Annotated in this window: 19 protein-coding genes; 13 read left to right on the top strand and 6 right to left on the bottom strand. The window is 52.2% G+C overall.

The window, feature by feature from the left end; genetic code table 11:
* Window positions 1-6 precede the first annotated feature (6 nt).
* Window positions 7-1,239 (bottom strand): sensor histidine kinase, encoded by a 1,233-nt coding sequence (locus tag ACR9EC_RS06185; protein WP_435298378.1) that lies wholly within the window; start codon window positions 1,237-1,239, stop codon window positions 7-9.
* 101 nt (window positions 1,240-1,340) lie between these two features.
* Here ACR9EC_RS06185 and ACR9EC_RS06180 point away from each other — a divergent pair, with 101 nt between their 5' ends.
* Together ACR9EC_RS06180 and ACR9EC_RS06175 are read left to right on the top strand one after the other, a co-directional pair.
* Window positions 1,341-2,024, top strand: coding sequence for a response regulator transcription factor (locus ACR9EC_RS06180; protein WP_435298377.1), 684 nt, complete (start codon window positions 1,341-1,343; stop codon window positions 2,022-2,024).
* Window positions 2,025-2,099: 75 nt separating this feature from the next.
* On the top strand, window positions 2,100-3,425 hold the full coding sequence (locus tag ACR9EC_RS06175) for an ATP-binding protein (RefSeq protein ID WP_435298376.1): 1,326 nt from the start codon (window positions 2,100-2,102) through the stop codon (window positions 3,423-3,425).
* A 7-nt stretch (window positions 3,426-3,432) separates the two neighbouring features.
* Here the strand turns inward: ACR9EC_RS06175 and ACR9EC_RS06170 are convergent, their stop codons facing one another.
* Window positions 3,433-3,936 (bottom strand): GtrA family protein, encoded by a 504-nt coding sequence (locus tag ACR9EC_RS06170; protein WP_435298375.1) that lies wholly within the window; start codon window positions 3,934-3,936, stop codon window positions 3,433-3,435.
* 65 nt (window positions 3,937-4,001) lie between these two features.
* On the opposite strand from ACR9EC_RS06170, the gene ACR9EC_RS06165 reads away from it, so the two are divergent.
* Together ACR9EC_RS06165 and purE are read left to right on the top strand one after the other, a co-directional pair.
* Window positions 4,002-5,189, top strand: coding sequence for a 5-(carboxyamino)imidazole ribonucleotide synthase (locus ACR9EC_RS06165; protein WP_435298374.1), 1,188 nt, complete (start codon window positions 4,002-4,004; stop codon window positions 5,187-5,189).
* Entirely contained in the window at window positions 5,186-5,716 is a 531-nt protein-coding gene (purE, locus tag ACR9EC_RS06160) for a 5-(carboxyamino)imidazole ribonucleotide mutase (RefSeq protein WP_435298373.1), read from the top strand. The genes ACR9EC_RS06165 and purE overlap by 4 nt, the downstream gene beginning before the upstream one ends.
* A gap of 80 nt (window positions 5,717-5,796) precedes the next feature.
* Here the strand turns inward: purE and ACR9EC_RS06155 are convergent, their stop codons facing one another.
* Both ACR9EC_RS06155 and ACR9EC_RS06150 read right to left on the bottom strand, forming a co-directional pair.
* Entirely contained in the window at window positions 5,797-7,149 is a 1,353-nt protein-coding gene (locus ACR9EC_RS06155; RefSeq protein ID WP_435298372.1) for an LCP family glycopolymer transferase, read from the bottom strand.
* Between the two features lie 20 nt (window positions 7,150-7,169).
* Window positions 7,170-8,387 (bottom strand): LCP family protein, encoded by a 1,218-nt coding sequence (locus ACR9EC_RS06150; protein ID WP_435298371.1) that lies wholly within the window; start codon window positions 8,385-8,387, stop codon window positions 7,170-7,172.
* Between the two features lie 156 nt (window positions 8,388-8,543).
* Between ACR9EC_RS06150 and ACR9EC_RS06145 the strand changes: the two genes are divergently transcribed.
* Window positions 8,544-9,569, top strand: a complete 1,026-nt coding sequence (locus tag ACR9EC_RS06145) for a dTDP-glucose 4,6-dehydratase (RefSeq protein ID WP_435298370.1) — start codon at window positions 8,544-8,546, stop codon at window positions 9,567-9,569.
* A gap of 40 nt (window positions 9,570-9,609) precedes the next feature.
* On the opposite strand, the gene ACR9EC_RS06140 is transcribed toward ACR9EC_RS06145, so the two are convergent.
* Window positions 9,610-10,374 (bottom strand): TIGR03089 family protein, encoded by a 765-nt coding sequence (locus ACR9EC_RS06140; RefSeq protein WP_435298369.1) that lies wholly within the window; start codon window positions 10,372-10,374, stop codon window positions 9,610-9,612.
* A gap of 370 nt (window positions 10,375-10,744) precedes the next feature.
* Here ACR9EC_RS06140 and ACR9EC_RS06135 point away from each other — a divergent pair, with 370 nt between their 5' ends.
* From ACR9EC_RS06135 to ACR9EC_RS06125, 3 genes are all read left to right on the top strand, one after another.
* Complete coding sequence (locus ACR9EC_RS06135) at window positions 10,745-11,080, top strand: WhiB family transcriptional regulator (RefSeq protein ID WP_435298368.1); 336 nt, start codon at window positions 10,745-10,747, stop codon at window positions 11,078-11,080.
* A gap of 265 nt (window positions 11,081-11,345) precedes the next feature.
* Window positions 11,346-14,744: a glycosyltransferase gene (locus ACR9EC_RS06130; protein ID WP_435298367.1), complete on the top strand. Its 3,399-nt coding sequence runs from the start codon at window positions 11,346-11,348 to the stop codon at window positions 14,742-14,744.
* A complete protein-coding gene (locus ACR9EC_RS06125; protein ID WP_435298366.1) occupies window positions 14,741-16,603 on the top strand; it encodes a DUF5719 family protein in 1,863 nt (620 codons plus the stop codon). Before ACR9EC_RS06130 ends, ACR9EC_RS06125 begins: the two co-directional genes overlap by 4 nt.
* Before the next feature lie 24 nt (window positions 16,604-16,627).
* Here ACR9EC_RS06125 and ACR9EC_RS06120 read toward each other — a convergent pair whose 3' ends face one another.
* On the bottom strand, window positions 16,628-17,122 hold the full coding sequence (locus tag ACR9EC_RS06120; RefSeq protein WP_435298365.1) for a metallopeptidase family protein: 495 nt from the start codon (window positions 17,120-17,122) through the stop codon (window positions 16,628-16,630).
* A 145-nt stretch (window positions 17,123-17,267) separates the two neighbouring features.
* Between ACR9EC_RS06120 and ACR9EC_RS06115 the strand changes: the two genes are divergently transcribed.
* The 5 genes from ACR9EC_RS06115 (at window position 17,268) to ACR9EC_RS06095 (ending at window position 21,164) form a co-directional block, all read left to right on the top strand.
* Window positions 17,268-17,774, top strand: a complete 507-nt coding sequence (locus ACR9EC_RS06115) for a DUF3499 domain-containing protein (protein ID WP_435298364.1) — start codon at window positions 17,268-17,270, stop codon at window positions 17,772-17,774.
* Between the two features lie 42 nt (window positions 17,775-17,816).
* Window positions 17,817-19,316 carry a phosphomannomutase/phosphoglucomutase gene (locus tag ACR9EC_RS06110; RefSeq protein WP_435298363.1) on the top strand — a complete coding sequence of 500 codons (1,500 nt, stop codon included), beginning with the start codon at window positions 17,817-17,819 and terminating at the stop codon, window positions 19,314-19,316.
* A gap of 71 nt (window positions 19,317-19,387) precedes the next feature.
* Window positions 19,388-19,579 (top strand): Trm112 family protein, encoded by a 192-nt coding sequence (locus ACR9EC_RS06105; protein WP_435298362.1) that lies wholly within the window; start codon window positions 19,388-19,390, stop codon window positions 19,577-19,579.
* Between the two features lie 11 nt (window positions 19,580-19,590).
* Window positions 19,591-20,601, top strand: coding sequence for a hypothetical protein (locus tag ACR9EC_RS06100; RefSeq protein WP_435298361.1), 1,011 nt, complete (start codon window positions 19,591-19,593; stop codon window positions 20,599-20,601).
* Window positions 20,547-21,164 carry a glycosyltransferase gene (locus tag ACR9EC_RS06095; RefSeq protein ID WP_435300620.1) on the top strand — a complete coding sequence of 206 codons (618 nt, stop codon included), beginning with the start codon at window positions 20,547-20,549 and terminating at the stop codon, window positions 21,162-21,164. Before ACR9EC_RS06100 ends, ACR9EC_RS06095 begins: the two co-directional genes overlap by 55 nt.
* The last annotated feature ends 8 nt before the right edge of the window (window positions 21,165-21,172 follow it).

The following is a 21,172-nucleotide window of genomic DNA, read 5'->3' as shown; positions in this document are numbered from 1 at the left end:
TTGTGGCTATCCTTCGCTGGTGTGTGCGGGCACTGGCAGGTTGAGTTCTACTCGGAATCCGCCGCCGTGTCGTGGCCCTGTCTTGACTGTACCGCCAAATAAAGCTGCTCGTTCACGCATGCCAAGCAGGCCCATGCCTGCTCCATCGCTGGTGGAGGCTGCGCCTCGTCCGTCGTCTTCAATTTCTAGGGTGACGTTGGTGCTGCCCCATGCCAGCACAATGGTGACTGTGGGGTCTGGGCCAGCATGTTTAAGTATGTTGGTGAGTGATTCTTGGCAGATGCGATAGAGGGTGAGGCCAACCCCGGGAGGTAGTTGCCGCGGCGTCCCCATTTTTATCAGTGAAACGCGTATTCCAGAGGACCGTATGGAGTCAACGAGGGTTTCAATGTCGCCTTTTGCGGGTTGGGGGTTGCGTAGTGCTTCTGGCTCTGTCTCTTCAGTTTCGCCTTCGCGTAGCACTCCGAGGAGTCGGCGCATGTCTGCTAAGGCGGCACGGCCGGTTTCGGAAATGGTCGTGAGTGCTTTTTCTGCAAATTCAGGGTTGTTTTTGGCGGCGTAGCGCCCTCCGTCTGCTTGCGCGATGATGACTGAGAGGGAGTGCGCGACGATGTCATGCATTTCTCGTGCGATCCGTGCGCGTTCGGCGGCTGCACCTATTTTTGCTTGTTGATCACGTTCGATCTCAAGTATTTGATTTTTTTCGCGTAAGGCTTTGACGGATTCATATCGTGCTCGCCGCATGAGACCGAACGCCCACACTGTGAGAAAAAGTAAACCAAGAGTAAAGATTGAGATAAGAATTGGCCACATGCCTAGTCCTTGAGTTTCAAACTCAAAGTGCCCGGCTAAGGCGGCTCCGACAAAAGCAAAAAATAATGCTAGGCGTAGTGCCCACCGCGGCCCATAGACCGTTACCGAATACAGGCTAGCAAGTACGGCAACATCTGCGGGGAAGATAACTGGTGCCCCAAGGAGCACGTGTAAACCTGCTGTGCTAAAGACTAGCGAGACAGATAAAACAGGGTGGGTTCGTCGTAGTGCAAGGGGTCCTATCAGGAAAAACGCAAAAACGCCCGACCAGATCCCACCGTAGTCGTAGCCAAAAAACCACAGTTCGTTTTGTCCCCACATTGCAGACAAAGGAGCGACAATAATTGTTGAGAGTACAGCGACAGAAATATCAAGGCGTTGCCCGTTTTCTTCGCTCCAAAGACTGAATCTCTCAAAGATGCTCATGCACCTAGCGTAAGAGCCCGAACCAAATTGGTCGTCAACCTCACGTCTACTTTTGTGTTTTGAGGGAGTCTAAATGCCATTTCATGACCTAACATAGCCACATGACCCAAGTACTTTTGGCTGAAGACGACCCGGCAATCGCCGAGCCACTTGCTCGCGCGCTCACCCGCGAGGGATACAACGTCAACGTCCAAGGAACAGGACAAGGTGCCATTGATAGCGCCTCGACTGCGGACCTTGTAGTTCTGGATCTAGGTCTACCTGACATGGACGGGCTTGAAGTTGCTCGCGCCATCCGCCAAAAGGGCCTAACAACACCAGTACTAGTGCTCACCGCCCGAGCCGACGAAGTCGATCTAGTCGTTGGACTCGATGCAGGGGCCGACGATTACGTAACTAAGCCTTTCCGGCTTGCAGAACTTTTGGCACGTGTACGTGCCCTATTGCGTCGTACTCATGGAGATCCAACTGAGGCTGAAGAGATCAATGCGCAAGACGTCAAAGTAGACGTTGCTGCACACCGAGCTTTTCAAGCTGGCCGCGAATTGCACCTCACAACAAAAGAGTTTGAGTTGTTGCGTGTGCTTGTCGCGTCGGCTGGTTCAGTGGTCAACCGTGATGCGCTTATGCGTGAGGTATGGGGTTCGGAACCTATCGGTTCAACCAAGACCTTAGACATGCACGTTTCATGGCTGCGTCGTAAACTCGACGATGATGCTAACAACCCGCGGTACATCACAACGGTTCGAGGGTTGGGCTTCAGATTCGAAGTAGGAGTTGCGTAACAGCTTCTCTAAGGCCGGTTCACTTGAACCGGCCTTCATTGTCTTTTAAATTTTCAAACAAGAGGGTTGATCAAGGTGCGACGCAGACTCATTCTTGCGACCGTCTCCGCTGTCGCCGTTGCCGTGATCTTGCTGGGCTTCCCGCTAGCTTTTTTTGGTGGGTTTTATGTGTTCAACAATGAACAACAAGACTTAGCTGAGCGCACAAGTTCGCTCACTCGCATGATAGAAAACCGTATAACGCGTGATGAAACATTCGATCAAGAACTCCTTGATCGCTATGCGGCTGGTGAAGGCAGACCTGCTGCGCGTGTCCGAGTGATCATGCCTAACGGAGAGATGGGGGTCGCAGGTGACCCTATTGAAGGCCGAGTGCTTTCAGAATTTGAATTTTCCCCATCGAATGCGATGGTCACAATCGATATCGTCTATTGGGATGTCGTTGGTAGATCACTGCAAGTGGTAGTGCTAGTTATTGCAGCAGCTTTTGTTGCCTTTGGTGCAGGGATTGCGGTTGCGGTGTGGCAGGCAAACAGGCTGGCTGCTCCGCTTGTGTATTTGGCGGCTTCTGCTGAGCAGCTTGGCTCTGGTCAGGTGCGACCGCACGTTGAGGATTCCGGTGTTGAAGAAATCGATCTTGTCGCAGATGAGTTAGCACGATCAGCTGATCGTCTGGCGGTTCGTATTGCTGCAGAACGACAGTTTGCGTCGGACGCTTCACACCAGTTGCGTACCCCACTGACTGCGTTGTCTATGCGTCTTGAAGAGATTTCGATGCTTGCCGATGACAACAACGAAATACAAGAAGAAGCACGTATTTCTCTTGAGCAAGTGGAACGTTTGGTGTCCACTGTTGATGATTTGCTTGCACGTTCAAGGCGTTCGCAAGGTGGAACCACAGAACCTGTGCATCTTGAAGAGGTGCTGTTGCAGCAGGAAGAAGAATGGCTTCCTGTTTTTGCGAAGGCGCAGCGTACTTTACAGGTGCAGCAAGAGGGCGATTTTTCTGTTCTGGCAACGCCTGGCGCTTTAGCGCAAGTGTTAGCGACCCTCATCGAGAATTCGTTAAAGCATGGTGGTGGACAAACGACGGTTGTGGCAAAGCAGCAGGGCCCACGCGGAACGGTTGTCGTACAGGTTTCTGACGAGGGCGAGGGTGTCCCTGATGAGCTGGTGTCCACGATTTTCGAGCGTGGTGTAACTTCTGGTGCGGGCACAGGCTTGGGTCTTCGTCTCGCACGTGATTTGGCGACAGCTGATGGTGCTCGACTGGAGCTTTCTCGTCAGCGTCCAGCGCAGTTCACTTTGTATTTGACGGGTGTTCCGCGCACTTTGGACGCGTCAGTGGTTATTCCGCATGGAAACTTGGTGAAATTCGGTAAGCGAAAAAACCGTGCCTAGGGTTGCGTTAGCGGCTTGGGTCTAGGGTTGGTTCGCTGCCCGTAAAAATAAGGTATTTGTAGGCGAAGTAGCGGAAAGCTGTGCCGAGGAATAATCCGATTCCGTTGGCTGATATGTTGTCGGCTAGGGGAGATGTGAATCCCAGCACATAGTTGGAGATCCATAGGCATAAAACTGCTATTGCCATGCCCCCAATATTGACGATGACGAAACCTACGAACTCGCGTACACGGGTGGCAGTTCGATGCTTTGAAAAAGTCCATAAACGATTTCCCAGCCAGGTGACCACCATGGCTACGGATACAGAGAAAATCTTTGCGGTTACTGGTTTTCCGTCCAGTGGTGCAAGTGGCCCGTGCTGTAGCAGATTGAACACTCCTAGGTCGACGATGAAGCCGAGACCTCCAACAAAACCAAACTTTATGAGTTCAATAAGGTGCGCTCGGGTGTGCGAAACACTGTCATGTCCGGTGTGGTCATGAGTGTGTGGGTGCTGCGCTGAGTGGCTCACCGAAGTAGCCTATCTTGCTGGACGAGTTTCAGGCATGGCACTGCGGTGCATTAGGCTGGTGAACCGTGGCAATCCCAATTGTTTCTGTGGTCGGTGGCGGACAGCTTGCGCGCATGATGGCGCCCCCTGCTTCTGCTTTAGGTGTGTCTTTGCGTGCGCTGGTTGAAGACGAAAATTCTTCAGCGGCGCAGGTAATCGTTGATACTGAGGTCGGGCAGGCCGATGATGCGGATGCAATTCGCGCGCTGGTAGCTGACGCTCACGTTCTTACGTTTGAGCATGAACATGTGCCCAATCAACTTTTGCATGAACTTATTGATGCGGGTGTTTCTGTGCAGCCTGGCCCGCACGCGTTGTTGCAGGCCCAAGACAAAATTATTATGCGGCAGCGTTTGAGTGAGATGGGTGTTCCGTGCCCTGCATGGCGCATGTTGTCCCGTAACACTGCACAGGCTTGTGATGAGTTGTCGTCGTTTATTGCAGAGCATGGCCCAGACGTTGTTGTAAAAACCTCGCGTGGTGGCTATGACGGTAAGGGCGTTCGGATTGTGTCTTCAGCAGACGAAGTCGTTGACTGGTTTGCTGCAGTTGAGGGTGGCGGGCCGAGTCTTCTCGTCGAAGAGAAAGTTCCGTTTACGCGTGAACTTGCAGTGTTGGTTGCTCGCAGGCCTTCTGGTGAGGCTGTGACCTGGCCGGTCGTTGAATCTATTCAACGCGATGGTGTGTGTTCAGAAGTTATTGCCCCTGCACCACGTTTAACCGATGAGGAAGCTCGTAACGCCCGGGATATAGCGTTGCGTATTGCGCACGGACTCGACGTAACTGGTGTGCTGGCTGTCGAGATGTTCGAAACGTTGGATGCTTCAGGTGCGCCGCAGGTTCTTGTTAATGAGTTGGCGATGCGGCCACATAACTCGGGTCACTGGACGATTGATGGTGCAGTCACCTCACAATTTGAGCAGCATGTACGTGCTGTTTTGGATATGCCGTTGGGTTCGACTGAGCCAACAGCCCGTTGGACAGTGATGGCGAATGTGCTTGGTTCGTCGCTTGATTCATTGACTGATGCTTTGCCAGCTGTGATGGCTGCTTTCCCTGAGGCGAAAGTAAACATTTATGGAAAGCAGACTCGACCTGGCCGAAAACTGGGTCACGTTAATGTCAGCGGAGATGATGTGGAACAGGTCCTTGATCGGGCTACCCGTGCTGCTGCGTTGTTGCGTGGCGAAACTGAAGGAACAGAAAACGTATGAGTGAAAGCACTGTTACGCCGGTTGTTGGAATCGTGATGGGTTCTGATTCGGACTGGAATGTTATGGAAGCTGCGGCACAGGCTCTTACTGAGTTTGGTGTTGCTGTTGAAGTTGATGTTGTTTCTGCGCACCGTATGCCTACAGAAATGATTGAGTATGGCCGTAAAGCCCATGAGAGGGGCATACGCGTCATTATTGCTGGCGCCGGGGGTGCCGCTCATTTGCCTGGAATGCTCGCCTCTGTGACCCCTTTACCGGTCATTGGTGTGCCTGTCCCGTTGAAGTACCTTGACGGCATGGACTCTCTGTTGTCGATTGTGCAAATGCCTGCTGGTGTTCCTGTGGCAACGGTGTCGATCGGCGGAGCTCGGAACGCTGGGCTGCTTGCTGCCCGTATTTTGGCTTCCGGTGTTGACTCATATGCCGAGCAATTGCGCACAAAGATGCTTGATTTCCAAGACGAGTTGGGCCGTCAGGCACATGCAAAGGGTGAGAACCTACGTGCTGCATACGCGCACAAAAACTAACTAGTCGTTAGACGTTTTTATGGGTAGGGGCCGCTCACAACGTGAGCGGCCCTACTCGTATGTTTATCCAATTAGTGTGGTTATTTAAGTCCGTTGTATTCGCCAGGTTCGAGGTTGCCTTCGGCGATGTCTGTGAAGAAGACAGGTGTTGCTTCTTCGTCGAGTTGAACGGCAGCGCCGACGCCACCGGGACGATAGTTCAGGGACACGATTGGTGGTGTTCCGGTTACGCCTTGTTCTGAGTTGGCTGATCGGAATGCGAGGGCTAGGCGTCCTAGATCGATGAATCCTGTTCCTTCAGATACAACGAGTGCATGTGTGCCGGCATTGATGAGGTTCACTTGAGTGGTGGGGGAGAGTAGTTGTGTGGGGCTTTGCAGCTTTGCCGCTACCGCCGAGATAACTTGTCGTTGACGTTCTGCTCGTCCAATATCACCGAGTGGGTCTGCTTTACGCATACGAGCGAAAGCGAGTGCGGTGTGGCCGTCAGCTTCGTGGCAGCCTGATTCCCAGACGAGTTCACTTTGTTTGTCGTTGACGTCTTGATCGAGGCACAGTTCAACGCCGCCTACAGCGTCAACGATTCCTTCGACGCCTTCAAACCCAACTTCTACGTAGTGGTCGACTGTCATTCCGGTGAGGTCTTCAACGGTTTCTACGAGTAGTGGAGCGCCACCCCACGAAAACGCTGCGTTGATTTTTGATGAGTCGTGTCCAGGGATGGGTACGTAAATGTCACGCGGTAGTGAAATAAGTGCGGTTGGGCCGCTCTTCGGCACGTGCAGAAGCATGATGGTGTCGGCGCGTGCTCCTGCTACGTCACCGCCAATGTCTGTGTCTTTGCGGGAGTCAGATCCTGCAATGAGGTAGGTGGTGCCAGGTGTGTTGGGCGCACCTGACAGCGCTTCAATATGGTTAATTTTGGAGTTCGCCCAGATGAGTATTCCAACAGGCCAGGCTAGCAGTGCAACAACGACGAGGAGCGCTACAACACCAACGAGGCGTTTACGGCTTTTGCGTTTTGGCGGCGCGGAAACGGGCTGTTGAGGGGGTCTGTTGTGGGTAACATGCCGGACTGGACCGTTGTGTGGTTGCTGCGGTGCACGACGAGGTGCTTCCGTGCCGTGCGTAGGCTGTCCCGGGGCGTATGAAGGAGCTTGGCTTCGTTGCTGGGGTGCTTGGCCTTGTTGTTGGCTGTGTGCCGGGGGTGTCCTGCGTGGCTGCACAACAGGTTGGGAGTTTGTGGCAGGTTGACGGTCTTGTGATGTCTGTGCGGGGAAAGCGCGGGTCTGTTGTGGGCCGGTGTCTGGGGAGCCAACTTCTATTGCGGGCGTGCGTCGTGGGCGCTGGGGTCTTCCTGCCGCCGGTGTGAAACTTGGTGGCGGTAGGGGGCGTCCGTTGTTGTTGCGGGGTGTGCCGTTGTGTTCAGACATGCTGGTTGCCAATCACTCGACTAGTCAGTCACTGTTGCGGGGAGGCAGTCTTCAGGTTTGGTTGCGTCTTTGTCTGCTGTTGTGTCATCTGTGGTTGTGCTGTTTGTGCCAGCGGTGTCATCAGCTGGTGGGCAGTCCTCGGGCTTGTCGACGAGGGGTTTGTCTTTCGCGAGTTTTGCCCACATGGTTTCTGCTTCTGCAGTCCAAAGGACCCTACCTTTGTGGTAGGGGTCGTCTATAACAGGGACGGCGAGGAACTCTACGCTATCGCCTCGAATGCCGGTCATTGAGGTTGCAAGACCAAGCAGGTTGTTTGCTAGTTCAGGGTCTGTTTTGAGTGAAGCAAGGCCTGAGCTCACAAATGAGGTGAGCGTCGGCAGATCAGTCAAAATATTTTTGGACAGTGCCGTGGCTATGGTGGCGTCAAGCACTGCTTGTTGACGTTCGATGCGTTTTAGGTCGGAACCTATTTCTAGTCCCCACCCAGTACCGGAGCGTGCACGTACAAGCTGAAGTGCAGTTTCGCCATCAATTGTTTGTTTACCTGCTTTGAGCTTCAGGTTGTTGGCTTTTTTGGAAGAAATATCTTCAGGAATGTCGATTTTGATGCCGCCAAGTGCATCAACAACATTCATGTACCCGGCAAAGTCAACAATGACGTGGTGGTCAATGACTAGCCCAGTGTTTTCTTGCACGGTGTTGATGGTGCAGGCGGCTGCAGATTGGAAATCGCCTCCATAATCCCAACCACGCGCGAAAGCAGAGTTAAACATGTCGCGTTGCGACCCTGGAATTACTTTTCCGCCGGTGACCTTACATTCCGGAACAGTAACCATGGAGTCACGAGGGATGGACACAACTTCGATGCGTGAGCGATCGGAGGAGATATGCACCAGCATGGTGGTGTCTGAGCGCATTCCTTCGACGGTGTCTCCGGATAGTTTGGAGTTTTCTCCAGAGCGGTCGTCGGTGCCCATGATGAGAATGTTTAGGGATTTCCCTGCCTGTTCGTCCTTTGGCTTTTTCGGTTCTGCGACGAGACCTTTCACATCGTTTTTTTCGACGAGGTTCTCTAGGCGCCATTTCACGCCGAATGCGACGGATGACCCAAGTGCTAGGCAGGTGACCAAAACGAAACCGAAGATTTGAAGCACCTTGTTTGAATGACGTGTGCGGGCGTGCGCAGGTGAGGTGCGTGTCATTTCTTCTTGTCCACTGTCAGTGTACTTATTGGTCACGGTTATAAATCCTAAGATGAACAATGGAGGATTGCCCGCATGTGGAGGGGGAAAGCCGTGTAAAAGTTGTGTAAGGGAGTCCTCCCCGCCTGATTTGCGAATTTTTTGTACGGATGTTTGATGTCCATGTGGTAATAAAGTGAGAGGACGAGGAAATTGGTAATAAAACGCGTTCTAGTTGCTGGTGGGGCCGGTTTTATTGGAACTAATTTTGTTCGTTGGACACGCCAGCATTTTCCGCACGTTTATATAACGGTTCTTGACTCATTTACCTACGCTGGTCAGGGAAAAAACTTTTATGAAGACGGTTGGATTGATGCGGCTGATAATTCAGCTGCATGTGAAGTAGTCCGAGGTGATGTATGCGACACAGCGATCGTGGACACACTCGTCTCACAGGCAGACGTAATCATCAATTTTGCGGCTGAATCGCACAACGATGTTTCCCTGCATGCGCCGCGCACAGTTGTAGAAACGAATACGTTGGGTGTGTGCGTGCTTCTTGAAGCGGTGCGCGCACACAACAAGCGATTAGTGCAGGTTTCAACAGACGAAGTATTCGGTGATTTGTCTTTTACTCAGCCGGCTTTTACTGCAGAAAGCCCATATCGGCCTTCAAGTCCTTACTCTGCATCAAAAGCGAGTGCAGATCTATTGCTGGGCGCGTGGGTACGTTCTTTTGGGCTCGACGGAGTTATTTCTGTAAGTACAAATAATTACGGGCCTTTTCAGCATCCAGAAAAATTTATTCCTCGACAGATAACAGAACTCCTTTCTGGACGACCCGCACGGTTATATGGTTCGGGACGTCACGTGCGTGACTGGATCCACGTTGATGATCATTGCGCCGCATTATGGAAGATCCTTATGTATGGAAAACCCGGTCAGAGATACCTTGTTGGGGCACACAACGAAATAAGTAACTATGACGTGGTGCAAGGGTTGCTGACTATTTTTGGGTTGCCTAAAGATTCGTATATTCATGTTGCTGATCGGGCAGGGCACGATATTCGTTACGCCTTGGATTCAAGCCGGACACGTGATGAATTAGGTTGGCAGCCGCAGCACCTCGACTTTATGAGTGAGCTTGAAACAGTTGTTGGTTGGTATGACGCACACAGGTCGTGGTGGGCGAAGGCAAAAGAGTCCAGCGAGAAGCTTTATCAAAAAACTGGTCAATAATTCACCCGCGCGGGTGAAAAATGTTTCTTGGGGTTAAACGTTAGTCTTCGCTGTGTGCCCTATAGGTGACGGTGACGCGTTCGGAATCAACGATGCGTTGTGTGCGGGCAGGGTCTTCGGTAAGTTCACGAGTGGTGGCTGCACTGACGAGAACAACAGATCCTCCACCTGCCCAAACATGGAGGGCTGTGCGTAACACGTTGAGTGCTGTGAGTGGTGAATCGTCGGAACATTTAATAAGGACACGTTGTTCGGTGTCTAGTGGAGTTGTCTCAACCCACGCAGGAAGTTCTTGGTAGGTGAGTGTGTGATGCTCAGAGGCAAGCGCCTGACTGTGAAGTTCTGTTGCAGGGACATACCCGAGAGAGTCCCCATATGTCATAACAACAGCTGCAGCATCTAAAGCCCCTGATGGGAGCAAGCCATCATAGGTGCGGGCGAGCGCTTGCAATGTCACCATAATGAGTTCGTCGTGTTGTAGGGACGCATCGTCGCTGTGCGATGTTACGCGTACGTCGCAGGGGGCCGACGGGTCTAAGAGGAGCGTGGCACCGGTCCGTAAAGCGGCAAGACTCCAGATCAACTGTCGCCAGTGTGGAGGAAGGTGAAGGCCAATAGTGCTGCCTGAAGCTGCATCGCATTCTTCAACAAGTAAATTAGTTGTTTTGTTTACCCAGTTGTTGAGTACGCTGCCCGAGAGCTCGATGCGTTCGTAGTCGTCTCCATACCACGTCAAGCGAGGATTTCCTGGATTGTTGAGGAGTCCATTGAGAGTTGTGGCGACGAATGCAGCAGGATTATTCATAAGTTGATCATATTTCACTTAATGTTTTGCGAGTCCGTGTCGATAGTCATCTGTAGATGTGAAATTTTGGCATACCAAAGCGTGATGAGTGTCTTGAAGGCAGCGTCAGTGGCATTCAACAAGACGGGTCGATGGGGACTTCATTCCTTCTTGTTGAGGCGGCAAAGGCGTTCAGTCTTCCCACATTGTGGGCATGAGGGCTCCCTGAAGAGGGGCGTTACAAGCTGCATAAAGTGGTGACTAGGCAAAATTCACCCGCGCCTTTGGGTCGGATACCATATTTCGGCTTGACTTGCGAAGATGACACGCGTGTAATTCTGCGTATGGTTGTTGATAACAACCGCAACAGACAGCAGTGGAGGATGACAGTATGTGGAACCTGCTTAACGCTGACGGACCGTTTCCTAGCGACGCACAACGTCCGGCGGAAGCAGTGCGCAGTAACTCATCCGTCTTGTCGCTGATCGGTGGTACAGAGGATGAGACTGTACTGGGGTGGCAAGAGCGCGCACTGTGCGCACAAACAGACCCAGAAGCGTTCTTCCCAGAAAAAGGCGGATCTACACGAGAAGCCAAGAAGGTATGCGTCGCCTGCGACGTGCGGGCAGAATGCCTCGAATACGCGCTTGCGAACGACGAGCGATTCGGTATCTGGGGTGGCCTTTCAGAACGAGAGCGCCGCAAACTCAAGCGCCGCGCAATCTAGCGGCATAGTGGCAAGGGGTCGCCACAGCACACATATTTTTAAGTGTCATAACGGTCGGAGCTGCTCTGTAGTAGCTCCGACCGTTTGCTACCCGCCCCAAACTTCAAAAGAACTCCCACGGAAATGCGCCGCGCCGAAACCAACCGGACACTTCTTCAGGTTAGTGCGGCACTATAAGGGCGTAGAAGCATCACAAGCGACAAGGTCAATGGTGCGATCTGCACAGTAGGCAGTACTCAGGAATACAACGAAAGGCGTCACATCTGTGCTTCACGATGACGATAACACCAACCCCATCGTGTCAGCCGAGACCCCACGCAGCCACGACACAACACCGAGCACACACACCCTCAACACACACGTGCTCGCTGTCATCGTCACGCAAGGAAACACGCCATACCTACCGGGCCTACTCGCCTCAATAGCGCAGCAAACACATAAACCAGGACGCGTCCTCATCATTGACGTGCTCGCAGAAAACGACATCAACATAAGCCCACTGCACAACACCGGCATCAACGTTGAAGTCATCCAAACACCACGAGCAAAAACCTTCGGTCAAGCCGTATCAAACGCTCTCGCCATGACCCAACCCACCCAACAATGGTTATGGCTGCTACACGACGACACCGTCGCGGACCCGCGCGCGCTCGAACTGCTCCTCAAACCCACAGAATTCTCCAGCACCGTCTCCGTAATCGGTGCTAAACACATCAAACTTGGCTCCGACAACGAACTCATCTCCGTGGGTTACACCGCAGCCACCGGCGGAAGACGCTTTACCGGCGTAGAAAACCACGAATTTGACCAAGGACAACACGACGGCCGCGAAGACGTACTAGCAGTTCCACTCAACGGCGCACTCGTTACCCAAAACCTATGGACTGAACTCAAAGGAACAGAATCAACCTACGGGAAATACGGCGACTCCATAGACTTCTGCCGACGAGCCCGCCTCGCCGGACACCGCGTCATCGTCGTGCCTACAGCCCGCATAGAACACGCGCAAGCATCCCTCATGCGCATCCGCCAACACAAAGAACTCGTAGAGACCCCAAGCCCCTCAGTGCTTGACGACAGCCTCGCCGCACAAACATTTTGGCCACGGCTCACCTCAACAATGTTCTTTTCCGCAACAAACTACGCGCTACCGCTCTATCCATTCTTCGTGCTAGCCGCACTCCTCGTCTCACCACTGCGAGCGCTCTACCGCATCCTGAACAAAAATCCGCGAAACGCGCTCGCCGAACTCGTCGCGCCCCTCTGGTTGGCGTCAAAGACTCCGGCATACGTGCGTGAACGGAACCGTATACGCAGCACTCAACGCGTGCCGCGCAATGTGGTGAATCAACTGTATGCAACTCCTCGGGAGCACTTTTCTCAACAGCGAGACAAGCGCCTTGCAAGGAACGCGTTACGCAAAAAACTGTATGGACCAACAGAGTTTGATAAACGTGAGATTAGAGCACAAGCGCGCACTCGACGCATCGCACTACTGATCATTGTTGTAGCTCTCGCTAGCGTGAGCTTTTATGCCTTCCGCGGCATGTGGCACACCCTCTACGAAGACGCGCGTATCGTTGGCGGGGCACTTTTACCTGCAGCAGGCGGATGGGCGGAACTCTGGCAGCAGTGGACGAGCGGTTGGATACGTGACGGTTTAGGTGCTTCAGCACCGGCAGACCCGCTACTAACAACTCTTGCTCCACTTATGGTGTTGACACTGGGCAACCTACAACTGTCAGTCAACCTAGTTACTTTGTTCTCCTTGATAGCAAGCGGCCTTGGAGCCTGGTTTGCTGCTGGCGCTGTTACTCGCTCCGTTATCATCCGGATGTGGGCGGCACTCTTTTGGGTGGCAGCCCCCGCGCTCCTCGTCGCTGTGGCTCACGGCCGGATGGGCGCAGTCATCACCCACGCAGTGCTACCGTGGCTGATCCTTGCACTGCTGAGGGCACTTGGAATCCATAAACGCGACGAGCGCGGAAACCTGCGTTTTAGGCATGAACAGCGGCAAGAAGAAGAGCTCGCCGAAAAAGGTATCCACACTTCACAAGCAAACGCTTATACGCCGCCTCAAGGTTCTCTTGCTGCACTTGGAACCGCGGCGCTCCTCTTTGCCGTCATAGCAGCTGGAACCCCAGTGCTGCTCGTGCCTGGCATCATCATTTTTAGCGTCGCCGCAATCATGACCCGCACGAGGTCCTTGCTGGCTGTACCTATCCCCGCGCTTGCCTTACTCGGTCCACTACTATTCCGCGGGTGGATCAACCGCGACTATGACGGATGGCGGGTACTCTTCGCCGACCCGGGCGCCCCCTACGCGCACGATCCCTCCCCAGCCTGGCAGCGGCTTCTAGGCATGCCTGAACCACTCGCTGACATGTCGCAACAAACGCTCTTCGAACACGTCATCACGCTGCTTCCTCTCTGCCTCGGCGCAGTAATCCTCATCGGCGCAACCCTCTCACTCGTCCGGAAACTACCAGCAGCACTTCCCATCCGAATGCTCTGGCTCATGGCAGTGCTTGGACTAGCCACAAGCCTCATAAGTTCCTCAATCACTGTGGCAAGCGGCGACCACGGAGCCGTACTTGGCTGGAGCGGTGCCGGGCTCTCCCTCATGATGGTTGGCTTCCTCGGCAGCTGCGTCGTCGCAGCCGACGGAATAGCAATCAAAACAATCGGATTCTCATTCGGTTGGCGACAAATCGCACTCGGTATCGCAACACTTCTCGTCTTCGCGATACCCGCCGCAACCCTCACCATCTGGGGCAACAACCATTCACTCACCGACACACCCACACCATTACGCGCATTAGACCGCATGATCGTGCCAGCAGTCGCACAACAAATGCAACAATCAGGACGACAAGCCCGCGTCCTCCTCATTGAACCCATCGAACCTGGAACCATCTCATACCAACTCCTGCACGACGACGGACTACAACTCACCGAAACCGCAACCGTCGTCGACGTCGCCTACCTCCAAGGCCGCCCAGACGACTTCGCCGAACTCGTCGCACACCTCGCCCGAGGACTCGAACAAAAAGGCGAACCAGCAGCCTCATTCCGCCTCTCCGAAATCGCAGTAGGAGCAGTCCTCGTCCCACCCGGAAACACCGATGAAACAGCACAACTCATCGCCCGCATCGACACAATCGCCGGACTACAACGCATCACAGAAAACGAAACCGGAACCGTGTGGCGCGTCGACCCACAAGAACTCGACCCACAACTAGCCACACCACAACCCGACGCACACAACACAACACCAATAGACGCCATCGTCCAAGCCGGAGAACCAGCGTGGGCCACCCTCTACTCACGCAACGACGAAGGCACCCTAACCGACCCCATCCCACTAGACGCACAAAGACTCGCAGTACACGGAACCCTGCCAGCAGGAACAGGGACACGAACCGTGCTACTCGCCGAAAACACCGCCCCAGGATGGAAAGCAACACTACACGGCAAGCCACTCACCTCAACACAAATCAACGGCCGGCAAGCCTTCGACATACCCCCAACCCAGGCAGCAACACGAATCGACATCACCTACGAACGCTCAAGCCAAATGCCATGGATGATCCTCCAATCAGTCGTACTGATCGTGTTCGGACTACTCGCAATCCCAGTGCGTAGAAAGGGAACACACAAATGAGCGTCAAAACCAAAGAACAACTCGAAAAAAGAACCCAACGACTCAGCGCCATCGCACGAACAACAAGCGCACTCATAGCCGTAGGCGCAATCGGATACCTCGCCACCACCGGCGACACACTCATAAACGACACCGGAAACCTCGTCACCTCAGGCACACAAGTAAACGTCGCAGCACCCGCAACACAACTCATATGCCCAGCAGGAACCACCCTAAACAGCCAAGACACACGCACAGACCTCGGCGAATTCAACTCCACACAAGAAGCCACACGCTACCGCAACGCAGCAAGCCTCGTCGGCGGTCAAGGCAACACCAGCTTCCAAGACCTCGGCATGCCACAAGACACCGAGCAACAAGACAACAACAACCCAAAACCAGCCACCAGCCTCCCCAAAAACTTTGGCCCCCAAAACCCCGCAGCATACGCACACATACAAGGAAGCCCCAACGCGCTCGCAATGCGCATTAATGGGCGTTTCATCTCAGACCCCGAAAGCGGGCAGTACACGTCAGCAGCTGCAACTTCAACAACACAAGACGGTGATTTGCGAGGGCTCAGCGGAGCAACCTGTGCAACACCACAATCAGAACAGTGGCTAGTGGGTGGGTCGACTGCGACTGGAACAAGCAGCAAACTTGTCATCCAAAACCCAAGTTTGACTCCGGCTACAGTAACCGTGACGCTCTGGGGTCCATCAGGGCGCGTAGAACTTGCAGGGTCAGAAACCTACCTCATTCCAGCTGGGGAACAAATCTCAACGCTGCTAGAAGGCATCGCACCAGAACAAAGACGTATCGCGGTACACGTTCAGTCACGTGGCGCTCTCGTACAGGCGTACCTGCAATACAACGAACTAGATGGCCTCACACCGCTTGGCACCGATTATATTTCTAGTTCTGCCGGGCCATCACGCGCACAAGCAATCACGGGTGTTTACCTAAAACAAGCAGCCGTAGACGATCCGCAAGCCGCAACAATACGTTTAGTCGTCCCAAATTTTGATGCCCCACAAAACCTTGCAGAACAAAGCGAAGAAGACGCTGCTGAAGTAACCGACGAAGTCGTTGGGAAAGCACGAATATATTTGCTCAACGCGCAAGGACACGTCGTCATGTTCGGTGCAGAAGAGTTAGATCTTGTCTCTGGACAAGTCCAAGACATTAACTTAGGTGGCGCCCCAGAAGGCTACTACTCTGTGCTTGTCGAATCAGATGTTCCACTTATCGCCGGAGCACGCGCAAACAAGGCAGGAACACAAAACCCTGATCAGCCGCTGCTCGGAACCCCCTCAGACCTCGCTTGGGTGGGAGCCTCACCCGTGTACGCACATCCCGTAGACGATAGCGGACACGACAACACAGACGCGTTCACGACACAAGCCACAATCGGCACAGTGACCATCCCACAAGGCCTGCAGTCAACACTGACCGTGACGGCTTTCCCACACGCAGAAAACATTGCCGCACTCGACAGCCAACTCGACGCCATTCCACGCGTATACACGCCAGTCGCCGGTGCACAAGCAACTACACAAGAAACGGAAGCAGCAGCTGCTGCACGCGAAGCATGGAAAGCCAACCCCACAGCGGCGGTTCTTCTCTATGACGGAAACGGAAACAAACTCAATGAATTTCCGTTAAACCTAGCCCCCGGACAAACAAAAACATTCGATCTCAAAAAATTTGGTGATGTTCGAATCGTTCAAGTCAACCAAAAAGAACACGCGCTCTTTGACTGGTCCATCGCAGCCTCCAGCGAAGACATATCTGGATCACACACAGTGCTACAACCGCATTACAACACTGAAGAACCAACACAACTATGGGTGATCAGAAGCGCACAAGCCGGAATGTAAGACGGACAACCCGGTGGAAAGTTTTTAGCTTTGATAATCACCATCAATTTCGTCTGGTGCACAACCAAACAAAAAAGCAATATTTTCAAGGATGACATCACGAACAAGACCAGATAACTCATCTGGTTCTTGGGCGCGCGCTTCTATGGGACGTCGATAAATAACGACACGACCAGGCTGGCCTGCGACAGGGGGAAAATAACGTCCCAACGGAACCCCACCGGTTTCCCAAGGAGACGGATCGGATGGTGGCACCTCTTCAACAGCAAACTCAGTTCCTTTGAGCTGCTTTCCCCACGTTAATTCCAGCCGGGATACATAGGTGACAACAGCTTCATCAAAACGCTCACGACGAGTGCGATAAGCCGGATGGAACGGAGGGAACATCAGCCCACGTAAACCACGGCCGCGTCGATCACGCCGCGTTCGCGTCACAACGTTTTCTGACGTTGCCCACACACGATCCACATCAAAGTCGCGTTGAGGCTCTTCAGCAGGGGAACGAGGTGTCGTCGTCATAAGCATGTATGCCCATCTAATAGAAATCTGAACCCTTTCAAAACAGAGGCCCAAACACAATTATCTGACCTATGTGTCACGTGTGACAGTCATAACTCGGCGTGTGACAACAGTTTTTGTGAATATACGGAGTAGATTCAGGGCTGTGAGTTTCTCCCGTCAATGTTCCAGAACAGCGTGCACACATCAAGCCGTTGCAACCTTGACATACGTGTATTCGGATTCAACGGCAGTCCTTGGCCCACTTGCTATAGCAGCAGAACCACACAGCTACGATTTATGCCAGCAACACGCTGATCGACTCACAGCTCCACGTGGGTGGGAAGTCGTAAGAGTGACAGCCCCACAAGAAGGGCCCACACACGGCACTCCTGCACCGGACAACACACTTGAGGCTGAACCAACTCAAGCCGCCGAATACGAACAACGAAAAATTGAAATCTCAAAGCCTCTAAGCGAACCAGATGACGACTGGGCTGCACTAGCTGACGCAGTGAAAGTTGATGAAACGGCCGCTGAGTCTGTGGTGCCGCAAGGATTCATTCCAGCAGAAGATATGGTTCGTCCACGACACGCAGCAGATCCGCAACCTGTACAACAAGGCGAAATAGCACGACGAGGCCACTTGCGTGTTCTACGCGGAGACGGCTAGCCGAATACTAATCGGCACCAACTAAGCGATAGGCTTAGGGGTATGCGTCACGAGAACACAGCATCACCAGTTGATTTGTCTTCCCTCATCAAGTCATACGACGTACGAGGAATAGTTCCAACACCGTTCAGCCCCGAAGTCGCACGTGCTATCGGCGCAGCTTTCGCAACGGTCGTCGTTATCCCAGACGCAGGCGATGCAGGGGACGCCACACCAGCAGACTTGTCTCAAGCAACAGCACGCCCACGCGTCGTTGTCGGACACGACATGCGTGACTCTGGACCCGAACTCGTTGACGCTTTTGTTGAAGGCCTAACCAGCGCAGGAATTGACGTCGTCCATATTGGGCTGTGCTCAACCGACGGGCTCTATCACGCCTCTGGTGTCTTTGACATACCCGGCGCAATGTTCACCGCAAGCCACAACCCCGCAGAATACAACGGCATTAAGCTGTGCCGTGCTGGCGCACGTCCAGTAGGACAAGACAGCGGCTTGAGCCGAATGAAAGAACTCGCCGAACAATATCTTGCATACGGGCTGCCCGGCGCTGCGACTCAACTAGGTCAAGTCACCCAACGATCGACGCTAAGCGAATACGCCAAATTCTTACGGGCGTTAGTCGACATTTCAGGTATTCGACCGTTGAAGGTCGTCGTTGATGCCGGAAACGGAATGGGCGGATATACCGTTCCTGCAGTGTTAGAAACCAGCGCAGGACTACCTCAACTCCCACTCGAAATCGTTCCCCTATATTTTGAACTCGATGGCACCTTCCCCAACCACGAAGCCAACCCGTTAGACCCGAAGAACCTCATTGATCTTCAAAAAGCGGTTGTGGAACACGGAGCCGATATCGGGTTAGCATTCGACGGAGACGCAGACCGCTGCTTTGTCGTCGACGAACAAGGAAATCCCGTCAGCCCTTCTGCGATCACTGCGTTGGTGGGACTGCGAGAAGTCCGGCGTGAAACCTCTGAAGGTCGTACCCCAACGATCATCCACAACCTGATCACTTCGCAAGCTGTCCCCGACCTCATGAGTGCAGCGGGAGCCAACACGGTGCGCACTCGGGTTGGACACTCATTTATTAAAGCCGAAATGGCACAATACGATGCAGTGTTCGGTGGTGAACATTCAGCCCACTACTACTTCCGTGACTTCTTCTTTGCAGACACCGGAATGCTCGCCGCGTTGCATGTTCTAGCCGCACTCGGGGAACAGCAACATCCCCTTTCCGCAATTTCAGAAATGTACGAACCATACGTCGCTTCAGGAGAAATTAACTCCACAATCGCAGATATTCCTGCCGCACAGGCCCGTGTTATCCGCGCCTATGTAGAAGAAAAAGGCGGCGGAGATGTCGAAGTTGACGAACTAGACGGAATTACAATTTCTCACTGGAACAGCCACCCGCAATGGTGGTTTAACTTACGAGCATCTAACACAGAGCCCTTGCTGCGCCTCAACGTTGAAGCAGCCGACGAAGACATGATGGTTAAAGTGCGTGATGATGTGCTTACGCTCATCCGTGCCGAAAACTAGCCTCGTGTGACTCAACATGTGCGTCGTGCACAGTGACCTAACGTATATGAAAAGCTACTGAACGGAAGATCATGGAAAACATTCAACTAGACCCATGGGTCACAGATATTTTGCGTTGCCCAGTTTCAGGGGCAACGTTGGAACGTGGCGAAGGCCCAACAGGGGAACCCGAACTACAATCCACAGCCGAGGACAACAAATTGGCGTACCCAATTCGTGAAGGAATCCCAGTTCTTCTTGTAGAGGAAGCACGGGAAATGTAAAAACTAGTCGTGTGATGAGCCGGAAAACAAGTTTTATTAATTTTGAAGCTATTTACTTAGATGGGGTAAAAATGGCAAAACCGGTAATACAAGTTATGGATAGTCTTGGGTTTAACAGAGGCGGCCTAACGAAGGCTGTTTTCAAGAGACTGCAACTTCTTAGTGAAGAAAATGAAGTTTATTTGCTTACTGTTGCTTATCAGCCGACAATAAAAGAAATTTTTGAAAAGCTTCAAGAAAGCGGAGATATACCAAAAAAAGTAAAGTTATTGAATTTTTTTGAAGACTTTAAAAAAATAGCCCCTCCAATAGGAGATGAAAAAGCGCAAGAATTTAACGAAATTTTTACAGAAGATAACCTCTTTACTGTAAGAGAAAAATCGGGAAGAAATTCATTATTCCGCTACTATCAAGAGGGTATGTTCCTTGGGCTAAAAGTTGAAGATCCTCAAGGACGCCCGCAGTATTTGGAACACCACGATAAAGAGCGCCCTTGGGTTAGGAAGAACCGTTTTACATATTGGCGGGACGGTAGTCCTTCACGTTGTGAATATTACGATGATAACGGTAAAGTCCGGTATCGCATATATTTTAATGAAAATAAGATGCCTTACCTTTCATCGTGGGTAACTGAAAATGGGTATGAATATAGGTGTTTGACACTAAAAGACGGTTCACCTTTCTTGCATAAAGACCTACGGTGGGTAAATTCGTATTGGTTAGAAAGAAAATTGCAAGAAATAGGGGCGGGTGTCATCTATACTGATGAACCGCGAACTTCTTTCGCTCTATATGTGTCACATCCAAATTATCGAATTGTTACTTCGATACACACTACGCATTTGGATCCGGATGTGCGCGAAGGGTCTAAATTAAAAGCTTGGGTATCTCATTATCAAGAAACACTTGATAATACAGATATGACTGTTTTTTTACTGAGCAACAGAGAGAAGAATACGTTTCTGATATTGCTCAAGAGGAAAAAAAGACAATCGTTATTCCGCATGCTGCTCCAGCATTAGTCAGTGGAAATAAAGAAACAATAAGAACACATAAAAAAATTGTTGCAATAGGAAGGCTTGCGCGAGAAAAGCGTTTTGATCATGCCATTAAAGCTTTTTCTAAAATCGCAAAAAACCTTGAAGGTGTAACGCTTGAAATCGTTGGGGCAGGCCCTGAAGAAGCGAACCTTAAAAAATTAGCAAAAGATTTAGGTCATGTAGATCGTATTATATTTCATGGTTACTTGAGCGACCCTCAGCCAGTTCTCGAAGACGCAGATATTTCTTTGGTGACATCTGAATTTGAAGGTTTCGGTCTAACAATCTTGGAAAGTATGGCTTCACGTATCCCTGTTGTTGGTTATGCGGCACCTTATGGTCCTCAAGCGCTTATACAACATGGAAAAAACGGGCTTTTAGTCAAAGACGGAGATCAAGAACAATTAGCAGGTGAGATGTTACGCATTTTAACTAATGAATCTTTATGGAAAAAATGTGTAGAGGGGGCGAAAAAAACAGCAAAGAAAAACTCGGAAAAGCAGTGGAGGAAAAATTGGTTAGATCTTCACAAAAAAATGTCATAGTAACAGTA

Origin of the sequence: Timonella sp. A28 (genome assembly GCF_051200815.1) — a bacterium.
Lineage (GTDB): Bacteria > Actinomycetota > Actinomycetes > Actinomycetales > Cellulomonadaceae > Timonella.
The sequence above is the reverse complement of the archived record's forward strand: the minus strand, read 5'-3'. Positions and strand labels throughout refer to the sequence as shown.